The organism is Salinifilum ghardaiensis, from assembly GCF_054491345.1.
This window is the reverse complement of record NZ_CM137101.1, coordinates 3,701,911-3,717,980: the sequence shown is the minus strand read 5'-3', so window position 1 is coordinate 3,717,980 and position 16,070 is coordinate 3,701,911. Positions and strand designations below refer to the sequence as shown.

General features: G+C 72.9%; 12 protein-coding genes. 7 read left to right on the top strand and 5 right to left on the bottom strand.

Features of this window, described 5'->3' with window-relative positions:
- Window positions 1-111: 111 nt before the first annotated feature.
- The 4 genes from ACVGV0_RS16935 to ACVGV0_RS16920 all read left to right on the top strand — a co-directional run bounded on the left by ACVGV0_RS16935 (window position 112) and on the right by ACVGV0_RS16920 (window position 5,318).
- Window positions 112-2,640, top strand: coding sequence for a DEAD/DEAH box helicase (locus ACVGV0_RS16935; RefSeq protein ID WP_459156662.1), 2,529 nt, complete (start codon window positions 112-114; stop codon window positions 2,638-2,640).
- Window positions 2,641-2,868: 228 nt separating this feature from the next.
- Window positions 2,869-3,285: a universal stress protein gene (locus ACVGV0_RS16930; protein WP_459156661.1), complete on the top strand. Its 417-nt coding sequence runs from the start codon at window positions 2,869-2,871 to the stop codon at window positions 3,283-3,285.
- A gap of 249 nt (window positions 3,286-3,534) precedes the next feature.
- Window positions 3,535-4,122, top strand: coding sequence for a TetR/AcrR family transcriptional regulator (locus ACVGV0_RS16925; protein ID WP_459156660.1), 588 nt, complete (start codon window positions 3,535-3,537; stop codon window positions 4,120-4,122).
- Complete coding sequence (locus tag ACVGV0_RS16920; protein WP_459156659.1) at window positions 4,113-5,318, top strand: FAD-dependent monooxygenase; 1,206 nt, start codon at window positions 4,113-4,115, stop codon at window positions 5,316-5,318. The genes ACVGV0_RS16925 and ACVGV0_RS16920 overlap by 10 nt, the downstream gene beginning before the upstream one ends.
- Before the next feature lie 145 nt (window positions 5,319-5,463).
- Here ACVGV0_RS16920 and ACVGV0_RS16915 read toward each other — a convergent pair whose 3' ends face one another.
- From ACVGV0_RS16915 to ACVGV0_RS16895, 5 genes are all read right to left on the bottom strand, one after another.
- Complete coding sequence (locus ACVGV0_RS16915) at window positions 5,464-7,161, bottom strand: formate--tetrahydrofolate ligase (protein ID WP_459156658.1); 1,698 nt, start codon at window positions 7,159-7,161, stop codon at window positions 5,464-5,466.
- 68 nt (window positions 7,162-7,229) lie between these two features.
- Entirely contained in the window at window positions 7,230-8,066 is an 837-nt protein-coding gene (locus tag ACVGV0_RS16910) for a methylenetetrahydrofolate reductase (RefSeq protein ID WP_459156657.1), read from the bottom strand.
- Window positions 8,067-8,084: 18 nt separating this feature from the next.
- Complete coding sequence (locus tag ACVGV0_RS16905) at window positions 8,085-9,284, bottom strand: glycine cleavage T C-terminal barrel domain-containing protein (RefSeq protein WP_459156656.1); 1,200 nt, start codon at window positions 9,282-9,284, stop codon at window positions 8,085-8,087.
- A gap of 297 nt (window positions 9,285-9,581) precedes the next feature.
- Window positions 9,582-9,974 carry a hypothetical protein gene (locus tag ACVGV0_RS16900; RefSeq protein ID WP_459156655.1) on the bottom strand — a complete coding sequence of 131 codons (393 nt, stop codon included), beginning with the start codon at window positions 9,972-9,974 and terminating at the stop codon, window positions 9,582-9,584.
- A gap of 211 nt (window positions 9,975-10,185) precedes the next feature.
- Window positions 10,186-10,968, bottom strand: a complete 783-nt coding sequence (locus tag ACVGV0_RS16895) for a GntR family transcriptional regulator (RefSeq protein WP_459156654.1) — start codon at window positions 10,966-10,968, stop codon at window positions 10,186-10,188.
- A 168-nt stretch (window positions 10,969-11,136) separates the two neighbouring features.
- On the opposite strand from ACVGV0_RS16895, the gene ACVGV0_RS16890 reads away from it, so the two are divergent.
- The 3 genes from ACVGV0_RS16890 to ACVGV0_RS16880 all read left to right on the top strand — a co-directional run bounded on the left by ACVGV0_RS16890 (window position 11,137) and on the right by ACVGV0_RS16880 (window position 16,031).
- Entirely contained in the window at window positions 11,137-12,387 is a 1,251-nt protein-coding gene (locus ACVGV0_RS16890) for an FAD-dependent oxidoreductase (RefSeq protein ID WP_459156653.1), read from the top strand.
- Between the two features lie 247 nt (window positions 12,388-12,634).
- Window positions 12,635-15,412: a glycine cleavage T C-terminal barrel domain-containing protein gene (locus ACVGV0_RS16885; protein WP_459156652.1), complete on the top strand. Its 2,778-nt coding sequence runs from the start codon at window positions 12,635-12,637 to the stop codon at window positions 15,410-15,412.
- Complete coding sequence (locus tag ACVGV0_RS16880; protein WP_459156651.1) at window positions 15,399-16,031, top strand: sarcosine oxidase subunit gamma; 633 nt, start codon at window positions 15,399-15,401, stop codon at window positions 16,029-16,031. Before ACVGV0_RS16885 ends, ACVGV0_RS16880 begins: the two co-directional genes overlap by 14 nt.
- Window positions 16,032-16,070 lie beyond the last annotated feature (39 nt).

The following is a 16,070-nucleotide window of genomic DNA, read 5'->3' as shown; positions in this document are numbered from 1 at the left end:
CTCCCCGCAGGTCACCACCCGTGGCGAGTCCTGCGCACCCGGAGGGCGCGGGGAGGCGGCCGCGACCCCGGGTGCGCGGAGCCGAAGCTGACCGGGGACGATTCCTGCACGATGACGCTGACCGACCAGTTGCCCGCCGACACCGATCCGGACGCCCTGCTGGACGCGTTCACCACGTGGACCGCCGAGCAGGGCGTCGAGCTGTACCCGGCGCAGGAAGAAGCGCTGATGGAGGTGGTCACGGGCGCCAACGTGATCCTGTCCACGCCCACCGGATCCGGCAAGAGCCTGGTCGCCACCGGAGCGCACTTCGCGGCCCTGGCCACCGGCCGCCGCACCTTCTACACCGCGCCGATCAAGGCGCTCGTCTCGGAGAAGTTCTTCGCGCTCGCCGAGACCTTCGGTCCGGACAACGTCGGCATGATGACCGGCGACAGCAGCGTCAACGCGGACGCGCCGATCATCTGCTGCACCGCGGAGATCCTCGCCAACATCGCCCTGCGCGACGGCGCGGACGCCGACGTGGACCAGGTGGTCATGGACGAGTTCCACTTCTACGCCGAGCCGGAGCGCGGCTGGGCGTGGCAGGTGCCGCTGCTGGAGCTGCCGCGGGTGCAGTTCCTGCTCATGTCGGCCACGCTCGGCGACGTCTCGTTCTTCCGGGACGACCTCACCCGCCGCACCGGTCGGGAGACCAGGGTGGTCAGCTCCGCGGAGCGGCCGGTCCCGCTGCACTTCCGCTACGCCACCACGCCGCTGCACGAGACGATCGAGGAACTGCTCGGCGGTCACCAGGCCCCGATCTACGTCGTGTACTTCAACCAGAAGCAGGCCGTGGAGCAGGCGCAGGCGCTGATGAGCGTCAAGGTCGCCGGCCGCGAGCAGCGCGACCGCATCGCCGAGGCGCTCGGCGGCTTCCGGTTCAGCGCGGGCTTCGGCAAGACGCTGTCGCGGTTGGTGCGGCACGGCATCGGCGTGCACCACGCGGGGATGCTGCCGCGCTACCGCCGGCTGGTCGAGCAGCTCGCCCAGCAGGGGCTGCTGAAGGTCATCTGCGGCACCGACACGCTCGGCGTGGGCATCAACGTGCCCATCCGCACCGTGCTGCTGACGGGGCTGACCAAGTTCGACGGCAAGCGCACCCGCCACCTCAAGGCCCGCGAGTTCCACCAGGTCGCCGGCCGCGCCGGGCGCGCGGGCTACGACGACGCGGGATTCGTCGTCGCCCAGGCGCCGGAGCACGTCATCGAGAACGAGCGCGCGCTGGCCAAGGCCGGCGACGACCCGAAGAAGAAGCGCAAGGTGGTGCGCAAGAAGCCGCCGGAAGGCTTCGTGTCGTGGAGCGAGAAGACCTTCGACAAGCTCGTCGAGTCCGAACCGGAACCGCTGCGGTCGAGCTTCTCGGTCAACCACGCCATGCTGCTCAACGTCATCAACCGCCCCGGTGACGCGTTCACCGCGATGAAGCGGCTGCTGACCGACAACCACGAGGACCGGCCCGCGCAGCGCAAGCACGTCCTGCGCGCCATCGCCATCTACCGCGCCCTGCTCGCCGCCGGGGTGGTGGAGCAGCTCGACGAGCCCGACGGGAGCGGGCGGCGCGTGCGGTTGACCATGGACCTGCAGTTCGACTTCGCGCTCAACCAGCCGCTGTCGCCGTTCGCGCTGGCCGCGATCGAACTGCTCGACGAGGAGTCGCCGAGCTACGCGCTCGACGTCGTCTCCACCATCGAGTCCACAGTGGAGAACCCGCGGCCGGTGCTGTCCGCGCAGCAGTACAAGGCGCGCGGCGAGGCCGTCGCGCGGATGAAGGCCGACGGCCTCGACTACGAGGAGCGCATGGAGCAGCTCGAGGAGGTCACCCACCCCAAGCCCCTCGAGGAGATGCTCGAAGCCGCCTACGAGACCTACCGCAAGGGGCATCCGTGGGTGGGTGAGCACGAGCTCAAACCCAAGTCCGTGGTCCGCGACATGTACGAGCGGGCGATGAACTTCGTCGAGTTCGTCCGCCACTACGGGCTGGCGCGGTCGGAGGGGCTCGTGCTGCGCTACCTCGCCGACGTGTACAAGGCGCTGCGGCACACCGTGCCCGACGTGGAGAAGACCGAGGAGCTCACCGACATCGTCGAGTGGCTCGGCGAACTCGTGCGCCAGGTCGACTCCAGCCTGCTCGACGAGTGGGAGAAGCTGCGCAATCCCGAGGACGAGGCCGAGGCCCACGTCGGCGGCACCGTCGAGTCCGATGCGCAGCCGCCCGCCCGCGTCACCGACAACAAGCGGGCCTTCCGCGTGCAGGTGCGCAACGCGATGTTCCGCCGGGTCGAGCTGTGCGCGCGGCAGCGCTGGGACGAACTGGCCGAACTGGACGGTGGCGACGGCTGGGGCGCCGACGACTGGGCCGCCGCGCTGGAGGACTACTTCGCCGAGCACGACGAGATCGGTACCGGCGCCGACGCCCGCGGGCCGCACCTGCTGCTCATCACGGAGGAGGAGCAGCGGTGGCTGGTGCGGCAGATCTTCGCCGATCCGGCCGGCGACCACGACTGGGGCATCAGCGCGGAGGTCGACCTCGCCGAGTGCGACGAGGTCGGCTACGCCGTCGTGCACGTGACCGCGGTGGACCAGCTCGCCGCGGTGTAGGCCGCGGGCGCGCTGACCCGCTGGGCCCGGAGCCGCCCCCGGAGCGCTCACGGCGCGATCGGCGCAGCACCCCGGGAGTGCGTCCCGGGACGCGCGCACCGGCAGGCGCACCGCAGGCGGACCCTCGCGCGCGCTGATCAGCTGACCTATGCTGCACGCCCGCGGCGGGTCCCCGCCGCGGTGCGCCCCGGAACCGGGGTGCACCGGTCGCTGCACGAAGGAGTTCGCATGGTTCCGCAGACCGTTGGCGTCGGCATCGACGGTTCCCCCGAGTCGGCCCAGGCCCTCCGCTGGGCGGCGCAGTACGTCCGAGGGACTGGCGGCATCGTGCACGCGATCTCCGTGTGGCACCAGCCGGTGCAGCTCGGTTACCGCCTGCCCTCCTCGGAAGGGGATCTGGAGAAGCAGGCGCGCAGCGGGCTCGACGGCGTCGTCGAGCCGCTGCGCGAGGAGTTCAGCGACGTCGACCTCCGGCCGCGGCTGCTGCGCGGGCACCCGGTCGACGAGCTCGTCGTCGCTTCCAAGCAGGTCGACCTGCTCGTGCTCGGCCACCAGGGGCACGGCGCGTTCACCGGGATGATGGTCGGGTCGGTGGCCTCGAAGCTCGTCCACCACGCCAAGTGCCCGGTCCTCGTGGTGCGGTAGTCGCGCGGAGCGAGCACGTCCTCCGCCCGGTGCTCCCGCCGGACGAGCAGCCGGCGCGCGTGCTGCAGCGGGGCTCGGGAACCGCGGAGCGGTAGCGCCGGAACCTCTTCCCACCCGTGCCGGGTTGGCGGTGCGCTGCTGCGCGCGCTATTATCAGGTCAGTCGTACAGGACGATCGTTCAGGTCGCCTGGTCAGGTCGGTCGAGCCGAACGGCTGGCCGGAACGGCGGCCCGGTGGAGGTGGCAGCGGTGACATCGCCGGCGGCGGAACGGGGAAGCGCGGTGCGGCAGCGGCTGCTGCGAGCCGCGGTCGAGCTCGTCCCGGAGCGGGGCTGGTCGGCCGTGAGCACGCGGGTGCTGGCCGAGCGCGCCGGCGTGACCCCGAGCGTGGTGCACTACCACTTCCCGTCGCTGCAGGACCTGCTCCACCAGGCCGTCACCGCGCTCATCCGGCAGGTGCTCGACGAGACCGCAGCGCAGCTGGACGCGGCGCGCGGTCCGCGCGAGGTGATCCGCGCGCTGTTCGCCTCCGTGGCGGACTACACCGGGGACGACCCGGCCTCGCTGGTGTTCGTCGAGGTCTACCTCGCCGCCACGCGCGACGAGGACCTGCGGGAGCGCGTCCGCGGCGAGCTCGACCGGATCCGCCAGCAGGTCGCCGCCGTGCTCCGCGCGCACGAGGTACCGGCCCCGGAGGAGACCGCCGCGGTCGCGCTCGCCGCGCTCGACGGGGTGCTGCTGCACCGCGGGCTCGGCGCCGGTTTCGGCGGTGCGGAGCAGGTCCTGCTGCGGCTGGTCGAACCGGATGCGCAGGAGGGAGCGCGGACATGCGAGTGATCATCTGCGGAGCCGGGATCGCCGGGCTGGCCCTGGCGAACCGGGTCGCGGCGCTGGGCGGCGAGGCCGTGGTGCTCGAACAGGCACCGGGCCCGCGCCCGCAGGGGTACATGATCGACTTCTTCGGGCCGGGCTACGACGCTGCCGAAGCGATGGGACTGCTGCCCGCCATCGCCGAGCGGGCCTACCGGGTCGAGGAGGCGTGCTTCTTCGACGACCGCGGCCGGCGCCGGGCCCGCATGCGCACCGCGCAGGTGGCCGGTGAGCGGCTGTGCAGCATCATGCGGCCCGATCTGGAGCGCGTGCTGCGCGAAGCCCTGCCGGAGGCGGTCGACCTGCGGTTCGGCGCCCGGCTGACCGGTGTCACCGACGGTGCCGGCGAGGTGCGGGCCCAGCTCGACGACGGCACGGAACTCGCCGCCGACCTGCTCGTCGGCGCCGACGGCGTGCACTCCTCGGTGCGCGAGCTCGTCTTCGGGGAGGAATCCCGCTTCCTGCGCGACCTCGGGTTCCACACCGCGGCGTTCACCTTCGACGCGCCGCAGATCCACGCGGCCGCGCGGGGGCGGTTCTGCCTGAGCGACACCATCGACCGCCAGGTGGGCTGCTACGCGCTGCGCGACGGCCGGGTGGCGGCCTTCGCCGTGCACCGCCCGCAGGACCCGGCACTTCCGGCCGACCCGCGGTCGGCCGTGCTCGAGGCCTACAGCGGCATGGGGTGGGTGGTGCCCCAGGTGCTCGACCGGTGCCCGCCGGCCGCGGAGATCTACTACGACGAGGTCGCGCAGGTCCGCATGCCGCGCTGGAGCTCGGGACGCGTGGTGCTGCTCGGCGATGCCTGCTACGCCGTGTCGCTGCTGGCGGGGCAGGGCGCGTCGCTGGCCATCGCCGGGGCGTACGTGCTGGCCGACCGGCTCGCCCGGGCGGATTCCGTACCGGCGGCGCTGGCCGACTACGAGCGGCTGTGGCGACCGGTCGTCGACGAGAAGCAGGAAATCGGCCGCGCGACCGCGCGGTGGTTCCTGCCCGGGTCCCGGCGGGACCTGTGGCTGCGGCGGGCGATGCTGGCACTGACCCGGCTGCCCGGGTTCGGGCGCTACATGGCGGGCAAGCTGGCAGGCAAGCCCAACGCGCTCGTCGCGAGCCTGCGCCAGAGCCCGAGAACGCCGCAACTGTCCGGCCGCAGCCGCCCGTGAACCGCGACGGTGCCGCGCCGATCGCGGAGCGACGAGCACGTGCGCAGCAGCGCGGCGGACGCGACGCGTCCGCCGCGCTGCTGCGGGCAGCGGGAGGCGCCTGCGGATCCGGTCGGGCGGGCCGCAGGTACCTCCCGCGTGCCGCTCAGCTCAGGCCGAGGACCTGGCCGTGCTCGTCGATGTCGATGTGCTCAGCCGCTGGAGATGACCCCAATCCGGGCATGGTGCGCATGTCACCGCAGATCGGGTACACGAACCCGGCGCCGACGGAGGCGCGCACCTCCCGAACCGGCAGCGTCCACCCGGTCGGTGCGCCGAGCAGCTTCGGATCGGAGCTCAGCGACAGGTGCGTCTTGGCGATGCACACCGGCAGGTTGCCGAAGCCGTTGGCCTCGTAGCTGTCCAGCGACCGCTGCGCTGCCTGTTGGAACGACACGCCGTCCGCGCCGTAGACCTCCCGCGCGATCGTTTCGATCTTGGTGCGCAGATCCGCCTCGTCCGGGTAGAGCAGCTGGAACTCGTGCGGTTCCTCCGCGGCCTCGACCACCGCCTCGGCCAGTTCCACAGCTCCCTTGCCGCCCTCGCTGAAGTGGTCGCTGACGGCGACCCGGGCGCCCTCGGCCTCGGCGATCTCGCGGATCCTGGCGTGCTCGCTCGGGTGGTCGCCAGGGAAGGCGTTGATCGCCACCACCGGTGAGACCCCGTGCATCCGGATGTTCCGGATCTGCTTGCGCAGGTTGTCCGCCCCCGCGGAGACGTCGTCCGGGTTCTCCTGCAGCAGCTCGGGAGGCAGCGGTTTGCCCGCCACGACGCGGAAACGTCCCGAGTGGGCCTTCAACGCGCGCACCGTCGCCACGAGCACCGCCGCGTCCGGCCGCATGCCGGAAGCGCGGCACTTGATGTTGAAGAACCGCTCCGCGCCCATGTCCGCCCCGAACCCGGCCTCGGTGATCAGGTAGTCGCTGCCGCGGCTGGCGATGAGGTCGGCGACGATCGAGGAGTTGCCGTGGGCGATGTTGCCGAACGGGCCCGCGTGCACCAGCACCGGCGTGTTCTCGGTGGTCTGCATGAGGTTCGGCTTCAGCGCCTCGCGCATGAGCACCGTCATCGCGCCGGCGGCCTTGAGCTGCTCGGCGGTGACCGGCTCGCCCTCGCGCGTGTAGCCGACGACGATGCGCCCCATGCGCTGCCGCATGTCCTGCAGCGAGGTGGACAGCGCCAGGATCGCCATCACCTCGCTGGCCGCGGTGATGTCGAAACCGGTCTGCCGCGGCTCGCCGTCGGACCTGCCGCCGAGCCCGCTGACGATGTTGCGCAGGTCCCGGTCGTTGACGTCGAGCACGCGCCGCCACGTGATCCGGTGCGGGTCGATGCCGAGCTCGTTGCCCTTGTGCAGGTGGTTGTCCACCATCGCGGCCAGCAGGTCGTGCGCCGAGGTGACCGCGTGCATGTCGCCGGTCAGGTGCAGGTTGAGCGATTCCATCGGCACGACCTGGCTGTAACCGCCGCCTGCCGCGCCGCCCTTGATGCCGAACGTCGGCCCCATCGACGGCTGCCGCACCGCCACGGCGCTGCGCTGGCCGAGGTGGTGCAGCCCCTGGCCCAGACCGACGGTCGTGGTGGTCTTGCCCTCGCCGAGCGGAGTGGGGGTGATCGCGCTGACCACCACGTACCGCCCCCGCGGACGGTCGGCGAGTTCCTCGATGGCGTCCAGCGAGATCTTCGCGACGTTGTGCCCGTACGGTTCGAGGAGGTGCCGACCGATGTCCATGTCGGCGGCCACGTCGGTCAGCGGTTTGAGCTCGGTCGCCCGGGAGATGTCCAGGTCGTTGGGAATGCTCATCGTGACTCCACTGCGGTTGGCGGGGTGTTGGGGGTGGTGGGCGCCCGGCGCGCCCACCACCCGCGGCGTCAGGCCGGGACCTCTCCGATGCGCCGGGCCGCTTCCTGCCGCCATTCGACCGTCTTCGCCACTTCGTTGAACGTGTACAGGTGCCAACCGGCGATGCCGTGCTCCGGATCGTCCAGGTAGGGCATGAGCCCGTCCACGATGTCCTGTGGCGTGTAGCGGGTGAGCAGTTTGCTGACCACCCCGGACTGCTTGCGCAGGAAGCGCATCGACTCGCCCAGGCCGATCTTCAGCGAGATCCGCATGAGCTTGCGCGCGTCCACCGCACCCGGCATCCCGACGTAGACCGGCTGCGTCAGCCCCCGCTCGCGGAGGTCCTTGACCCACGCCAGGATCGTCTCCGTGTCGAAGCAGATCTGGGAGACGATGTAGTCGGCGTAGCGGGACTTGTCCGCCAGCGCCTGCGCGAGCACGTCGTCCGGGATGGACGCGTGCCGCTCCGGGTAGCCGCCGATGCCGACGCGCTGCGGTCGGCGCCCGGTGCGCTCCATCGCCTGCAGCAGCGACAGGGCGTCCGGGAACTCCCCGCTCTCGGCCGCGTCACCCCCGATCACGAACACCTCGTCGATCCCGGCCGCGGCGAGGCGGTCGAGGATCCGCTCCAGGTGCGGGCTGTCCCGGACCAGGCGCGCGGCCAGGTGGGGCACCGGCTGGAGATCGCGCCGGGCGAGCTGCTCGGCGGTCTCCAGCGTGGCGTCGATGCCCTTGGCCTGCGCGGAGGTGACGGTCACGCACGTGCCCGGGGACAGGTGGGCGACCTCGTCGAGCACCCCGCGCAACGGCAGGACCTCGTAGCGCGCCGCTTCCAGCGAACGGGAGAACCGGTCCTGGGTGGTCATCGTGCTCACCCCTTCCCGCTATGCGGCCGTCTCGCGCAGGGCGCGCTTCGGGATGTCCTTGGTCGGGTCGAGGAACGGCTTTTCGACCACGATCGCGTCCTGCCGACCGTGCTGCGTGGCCACCACGAGCTCGGTCCCGAGCTGGTGGTAGGCGATCGGCACCATCGCGAACCCGATGTTGCGCTCCAGCCGGGGGGAGTAGCAGGCCGAGGTGACCTCGCCGATGCGCAGGCCGTTGGGGTCGTGCACGTCGAACATGTCGATCATCCGGCCGTCGTTGAACGAGCCGACACCGGGCCCGCCGATCTCCACGCCCACCAGCTTGCGGGAGATCCCCTGCTCCTTGACCTGCTGCAGCGCCTGCTTGCCGATGAAGTCGGCCTCCTGGTCCAGGTCCACCATCCAGGTCTTCTCGAAGCCGTAGCCGACCTCGAACGGGTTGGTGTTCTGTGTGATGTCGCAGCCCCAGGACAGGATTCCCGCCTCGATGCGGCGGATGTGGCAGGGACCGATGACCCGCATGCCGTGCGGCTCGCCGGCCTCCCACACGGTGTTCCACAGCTTCGTCCCGTCGCGGCTGGCGTTGTGCAGGTAGATCTCGTAGCCGAGCTCCGCCGTGTAGCCCGTGCGGGAGACGACGACCTGCATGCCGTTCAGCTCGCGGTCGACCGCGTAGTAGTAGGGCACGTCGAGGATGTCCTCGCCGAACAGGTCGACCATGACCTCCCGCGACTTCGGCCCCTGGACCTGCACCGGCCCGACGTCCGCCTCGCGGATCGTGACGTCCATGCCGAGGCTGTAGGCCAGCCCGCGGGCCCACAGCAGCACGTCCGAATCCGCCAGGGACAGCCAGAAGTGGTTCTCACCGAGGCGCAGCAGCACCGGGTCGTTGATGATTCCGCCGTGCTCGTCGGTGACGAACACGTACTTGCACTGCCCGACCTTGCACTTGGTCAGGTCGCGCGGCACGAGCATGTTCGTGAAGTCGAAGGCGTCCGGGCCGGTGATCTCCACCTGCCGCTCCACGCCGACGTCCCACAGCGTCACGCCTTCCAACAGGGCCCAGTACTCGCCGACCGGATCGCCGTAGTGCCGAGCGTGGTAGGTGTGGTTGTAAACGCTGTAGAGCCCGACGCCGTGCTGACGCGAGGCGTAGAAGAACGGCGACTTGCGGATCCGCGGGTATTGCAAAATGCCCGGGTTGGGGTTGACGCTCATCGGGCACTCCTTGAGGTCCGTGCGGGATGTTTATCGGGTGCGATGTGCGGTTGTGCCCTGTTTTCAGTTGTAAGTCCGCATTGGACTCCGATATTCCCGGAGATCACCGCGTCCTCCGGGCGTGGCCGGTCCGGTGTCGGGTCTGCCGTCCGGTCCGGGGTGTTGGGCACAGGCGGGCGGGTGTGCTCGGGCCGGGGGTCCTGCCCGGAGCGCGTGCGGCACCCGGGGCCGGCGCGGTGGGGCGGTTTCCGCATCACCGCCGCGTGGCTCGGGTCGTCGTCCGCGCGGGGACGGGGCTCAACAGCGCATTCTGGTCATCGCGGGGTCGAACGCCGCATCCGCGAGCGCGGCCGCGGAGCGTGGTCGTTCGGAGCGGGAGGCCTCGACGTCGGGGGCGGCGGAGGACTCGGCTCCGCTCGTCCGGTGGAAGCGGGGATGCTCGTCGAGCTCCAGGTCCGCGGCGGTCGCGGCCGCGTCGGCGGCCACTCGGCTCGCGCTCCGGTCGGAACCGGTTCGGAGCACCGGCGCGTGCGAGGACTCCGGTGTGTGCGAGGTGGATCCGCCGGTGGCGAGCAGCGGGAGCTGCTCCGCTGCGGCCACGTCGGCGATCCCGAGCCGGGCGAGGTCGTGCGCGGTGCCGCATCCGGGGATGCCGGCACCGGTGACGGGTACCTGGACGCTCGAATCCATAACTGCCGCCCCATTGCGTCAGCGTTGGCCTATTGCGCCAGAGGTGGGTGGTGTTGCGCGTACCACAACCTTCTGCGTGTAACGCAACAGTGCGCCTCGAGGGCGGGGTTCGTCAAGGTCCCGGCGAGGCGTTTCCCCCGGGGCTGGCAAGGAGAATCCGAGCGGGTGACAGGCGGTCGGGCGGGGTCCTTGCGAAACGGGTGAGTTCCGGTTAGAGAACGTTCCGGATCCGCTGCTCGAAGTGATCGACGTGGGCGACCGCGGTGCGGTCCGCGCGGTCGGCATCCCCGGCGACCACGGCCTCGAGCAGTTCCCCGTGCTCGGCCACGTGGTCGTCCATGGCCGGCAGCCGGTCGGAGAACAGGTACCAGATCCGCAGTGCCAGGTTGTAGTAGTGCCCCAGCGTACTCTCGAGGTAGTGGTTGTGCGCGCAGCGGTAGATCGCCCGGTGCACGCGCGCGTCCACGTCCATCACGCTCGGGCCCCCGGTCCCTGCTGGCCCCCCGCTGCCGGCTGATCCCCCGGTCCCGCGCGCGGCCCCGCTGCCGGGCGGGGCCGCCTCGGGCGAGGGCCCGGGGAGCTTCCGGAGATCGTCCAATTCGGACCGCTCGGCCTCCGTCGCGCGCTCGGCCGCGCGGCGTGCCGCGTGCCCCTCCAGTTGCAGGCGCACATCGGCGATCAGGGCGTGATCGGTGATGTTGACCTCGGTGACGAAGGTCCCGCGGCGCGGGTAGATCGCCACGAGCGAGTCCAGCTGCAGCCGTTTGACCGCCTCCCGCAGCGGGGTGCGGCCGATGTCCAGCTCGGAGGTGAGCTCGTCCTCCTGCAGGGGGCTGCCCGGCGCGAGGTCCAGGGTGAGGATCCGCTCGCGCAGCGTTCCGTAGGCGCGTTCCGCCTGCGAGCTGCGGTTCCGGCGGGTGCGCCGCGCAGCCCCGCGCCCGGTCGAGCGGCCGCGCCCCGCCCGCTCGACGGATGAATTGACGCCACGAGCCATGCCTCGTAGTCTAACCTACACACTGGCATATCAGTTGTTGGTGAGTCTTCACCCCGCTTGAGTCCTTCCCGCACTTGAGTTCTCGCGAACGCTCGCCCCGGCGCACCGCCGTCCCGGCGGGGCGCCCACCCGCCGCAGATCCCGTCGCCCGTCCCCGTGGAGGCCGCGGTGGTCACGACACGCTCCTCGCCCGCGTCGCCGGAGCGCCTCCGGTGCCGCCCCACCCCCGAGGCGCACTACGACGTGGTCCTCGTCGGTGCCGGGGTCCACGGCCTCGCCACCGCGCACTACCTCGCGTCCCGGCACGGCATCCGGAACGTCGCCGTGCTCGAGGACGGGTGGTTGGACGGCGACGGGGCCCGCGGCGCCGCGGTCATCAGCTCCCGCCGCGGGTCCGGCGAGAGCGCGGCGCTGGACGAGCACGCGCTGGAGCTGTGGGAGCAGCTGCCCGCGGAGCTCGAGGACGAGCTCCTGCTCGAGCAGCGCGGGGTGCTCACCGCGGCGCACACCGAGCAGGAAGTCCGCGACGGCCGCCGCCGCGCGTTCGCCGACTGGCTGGGCGGTGCCGATGCCGAGTGGCTCACCCCGGCCGAGATCCGGGACGTGTGCCCGATCCTGCACACCGGTGACGACGTCCGGTACCCCGTGCTCGGCGCGACGTTCCAGCCGCGGGGAGGCATCGCCGAGCACGACCGCGTGGCCCGGGCCCTGGCGCGCAAGGCCGAGGAGCTCGGGGTGGACCTCGTCCAGGGGTGCACCGTCACCGGCCTGCGCACCTCCGGCGAGAGGGTCACCGGTGTGGAGACCTCGCTCGGGCCGATCAGCGCGGGACGGGTGGGGCTGGCCGCCGCGGGGCGCACCACCCGGCTGACCGACGCGCTCGGTCTGCGGCTGCCGCTGCGGAGCCACCCCTCGCAGGCCGTGGTCTCGGAACTGCTCGAGTCGGTGCCCCCGTGCGCGGTCGTCTCCGAGCACGTGCACTGCTGCTGCAGCGGGACGCACGAGGGAGAGCTCGTCCTCGGCGCCGGCACCGGGGCGTGCAGCGGAGTCGCCCGGCCGGGACCGGAACGGCCCGGGGCTGAACGGCCGGGGCCCGCGCACGTGATCGAGCGGCAGCTCGCCGCCGCGATGGAGCTCTTCCCCGTGTTCGCCAAGGCCCACGTGCTGCGCACCTGGAGCGGCCTCGTCGACATCACCCCGGACTCCTCGCCGATCACCGGCCCCGCGCCGCACGAGAACCTGTTCGTCAACTGCGGCTGGGGCACCGGGGTTTTCCAGGCCGCTCCGGCAGCCGGCCACCTCTTCGCGCACACCATCGCCACCGGGCGACCGCACCCGCTCGCCGCCGCCTGCGGCCTCGAGCGCTTCGGCACCGGGGCGCTCGCCGGCGAGCACCGGGCGGCGGTGCCCGCCCGCTGAAATCGCGGAAACTTCCGAGCGCGCTCCTCGTTCGCGCGGAGCGCGCCACCCGCTCGGCAAAGGAGCCACAGATGCTGCGGATCCCGTGCCCGTGGTGCGGACCGCGGGACGACGTCGAACCCCGCTGCGGGGGACGGACCGATGTGGACCGTCCCGAGGCCTCGCACGCGCGCTCGAAGGCGGTGGGACCATAACGAGACTGCGCTCCGGCGGCCGCGTCGACCGCTCCCGGTCCGCGCGCTTCACCGTGGACGGGATCGCGCTGACCGGGCACCCGGGGGACACCCTCGCCTCGGCGCTGCTGGCCAACGACCGCATCGAAGTGGCGCCGTCGATCCACCGCGACCGCCCGCGCGGGATCCTCACCGCCGACGAGACCGAACCGAACGCGATGGTGCAGGTGCTGGGCGGCCGCCCCGAGCCGATGGTGCCGGCCACCCGCGTGGAGCTCGCCGACGGGCTGCAGGTCGCCACCCTCTCCGGCGTCGGCTGGCTGTGCCCGGCGGAGGACGAGCACACCTACGACAAGAAGCACGTGCACGTCGACGTCGCCGTGGTCGGCGCCGGCCCCGCGGGCATCGCCGCCGCCCGCGCGGCCGGCCGGTCGGGAGCGCGCGTGCTGCTGGTCGAGCAGGACACCGAGATCGGCGGGGGACTGCTCGACGGGCACCACGGCGTCGACGGGCGGAGCGCGACCGACTGGCTCGCCGGGGTTTCCCGCGAGTTCGTGGAACTCGACGAGACCCGCGTGCTCACCCGCGCCACCGCCGTCGGCTGCTACGAGGGCGGTCCCCTGCTCGTGGCCGAGCGGCGCGGTGCGCGGCAGCGCCTGTGGCACGTGCGGGCCCGGCACGTCGTGCTCGCCACCGGCGCGCACGAACGCCCGCTCGTCTTCGCCGACAACGACCGCCCCGGCACCATGCTCGCCGGGGCGGTGCGGCGCTACCTGCACCGGTTCGGGGTGCTGCCCGGCCACCGCGCCGTCGTGGCCACCACCTCGGACAGCGCCTACCGCACCGTGTTCGCCCTGGCCGAGGCCGGTGCGGACGTGCGGGCCGTGGTCGACAGCCGCGCCCACCCGCCCGAGGAGCTCGCGCGGCTCGCCGAGGAAACCGGCGCGGTGGTGCACCGGGGAGCGGCCGTCGTCGGCACCGAGGGGGACCGCCGGGTGTCGGCCGCGCGGATCGCCCCGCTCGACGGGGACGGGCACCCGGCGGGCCCGGCCGTGCAGCACGACTGCGACCTGCTGGCCGTCAGCGGCGGGTGGGACCCGGCGACCCAGCTGTTCGGCCACGCCGGCGGGCAGCTGCGCTGGGACCCGGTGATCGCGGCGTTCGTGCCGCAGCAGGGCGAGGACCTGCCGCGCGTGATCGGTGCCGCGCGGGGGACGCTCGACCTCGCCGGCTGCCTGGCGCAGGGCTACGCCGCCGGGGCGGAACTGGCCACGGCCAGCGGTTTCCGCACAGCACCACCGCCGGTGCCGCCCGTGCGCGGCGATCGTCCGCCCACCCGCCCGCGGCCGCTGTGGCTGGTCCCGGGCGAGTCCGGTGAACCGGCCCGGTGGTGCGACCACTTCGTCGACCTGCAGCGCGATGCGAGCGTGGCCGATGTCTGGCACGCCCTCGGCACGGGCGTGCGTTCGGTGGAGCACGTCGAGCGGGCCACGACCATCGGAACCGGCAGCGACCAGGGCAAGACCTCCCGGGTCAACGCGGCGGCGCTGGTCGCCGAGGCGCTCGGCGCGCGGGATCCGGGCGAGGTGGGCGCGACCACCGCGAGCTCGCCGTACGCCCCGGTCCCGATGGCGCTGTGGGCCGGGCGGGAGCGCGGCCGGCTGCACGACCCGGCGCGGGTCACGCCGATGCACCCGTGGCACGTCGCGCGCGGGGCGGTGTTCGAGGACGTCGACCAGTGGAAGCGCCCCCGGTGCTACCCCCGGGACGGTGAGGACGTGGACCGGGCCGTGCAGCGGGAGTGCCGCGCCGCGCGCACCGGTGTGGCCGTGCAGGACGTGACCCCGCTCGGCAAGATCGAGGTCGCCGGGCCGGACGCACCGGAGTTCCTCGACCGGATCTGCACCAGCGGTCTCGCCGGTCTGCCCGTCGGCGAGGCGCGCTGCGGGGTGATGTGCACCCCCGACGGGGTGGTCTTCGAGCACGGGGTGGCCGCGCGGCTGGCGCCGGACCGGTACCTGATGAGCACCACCACCGGCAACGCCGCGCACGTGCTGGACTGGCTGCAGGAGTGGCTGCGGACCGAGTGGTTCGAACTGGCGGTGTACTGCACCCCGGTGACCGAGCAGTGGGCGGCGGTGGCCGTGGTCGGCCCCGACTCGCGCGCCGTGGTGGCCCGGCTGGCACCGGACCTGGACGTCGCGGCCGGGGCGTTCGGACCCCTGGAGTTCCGCTGGGCGGTGCTGCGCGACGGCGTCCCCGCGCGGATCTCGCGCGTGTCGTTCTCGGGTGAGCTGGCCTTCGAGATCCACGTGGAGACGTGGTACGGCCGCGCCCTGTGGGAGGCGGTGCACGCGGCGGGGGAGGACCACGGCATCACCCCGTACGGCACGGAGGCGATGCGCGTGCTGCGGGCGGAGAAGGGGTTCGCGATCGTCGGGCAGGACACCGACGGCACCGCCACCCCGCTCGATCTGGGCATGGACCGGGTGGTGTCCGCGCGCGCGGACTTCGTCGGCAAGCGCTCGCTCTCGCGCGCGGACGTGCGGCGCTGCGACCGCAGGCAGCTCGTCGGGCTGCTGCCGCGGGACCCGGAGGAGCGGCTGCCGGAGGGGGCGCACCTGGTGGAGCCGGACGTGCCCCGCGAACCGCCGGTGCCGGTGCTCGGCCACGTGACCTCCAGCTACCGCAGCGCGGCGCTGGAGCGGACCTTCGCGCTGGCGCTGGTGCGAGCGGGGCGCAGCCGCGTCGGCGAAACCCTGCACGTTCCGCTGCGGGGCCGGTCCGCGCCGGTGGAGGTGGCCGAACCGGTGCTCTACGACAGGGAAGGAGCCCGCCGTGACGGTCGTTGACGAGGTCGCGGGCACCGCGGTCGGTGCCCGCGAGTTGCGCCGCAGCCCGCTGGCGCACCGCACCGCCGAGCTCGCCGAGCGCAGCGCGGAGGGGCTGCGCGGAGTGCGGCTGGCCGAGGAGCCCTTCCTCACCCAGGTCGACCTGCGCACCGACCCGTCCGGCGCCGCGAGGGGGCGCGTCGAGCGGGAGCTGGGGACGCCCCTGCCGCACCGCACGCCGGACCGGGTCACCGGGGACCGGCGGCACGCGGCGCTGCGGCTCGGGCCCGACGAGTGGCTGCTCGTCGCCCCGGACGGGCAGGCGGGGCGCGTCACCGCGGCGGCGCGGGAAGCGCTGGGCGGGTCCTCCGGCACCGTCGTGGACGTGTCGGCGCAGCGCACCACGCTGCGGTTGTCCGGGGCGCGGTCGCGGGACGTGCTGGAGAAGCTGTGCTCGACGGACCTGCACCCGCGCGCGTTCGGCCCCGGCCAGTGCGCGCAGGTGCTCGTGGGGCGCGCGCAGGTCGTGCTGTGGCAGGTCGCGGACGAACCGGCCTACCGGATCATGGTGCGCTGCTCGTTCGCCGAGTACCTCGCCGATCTCCTCGTCGACGCGATGGCGGAGTTCACCGCGGGGTGAGCACCCGTGCGTCCGCAACGGGCGGGACGACCCGGCGAA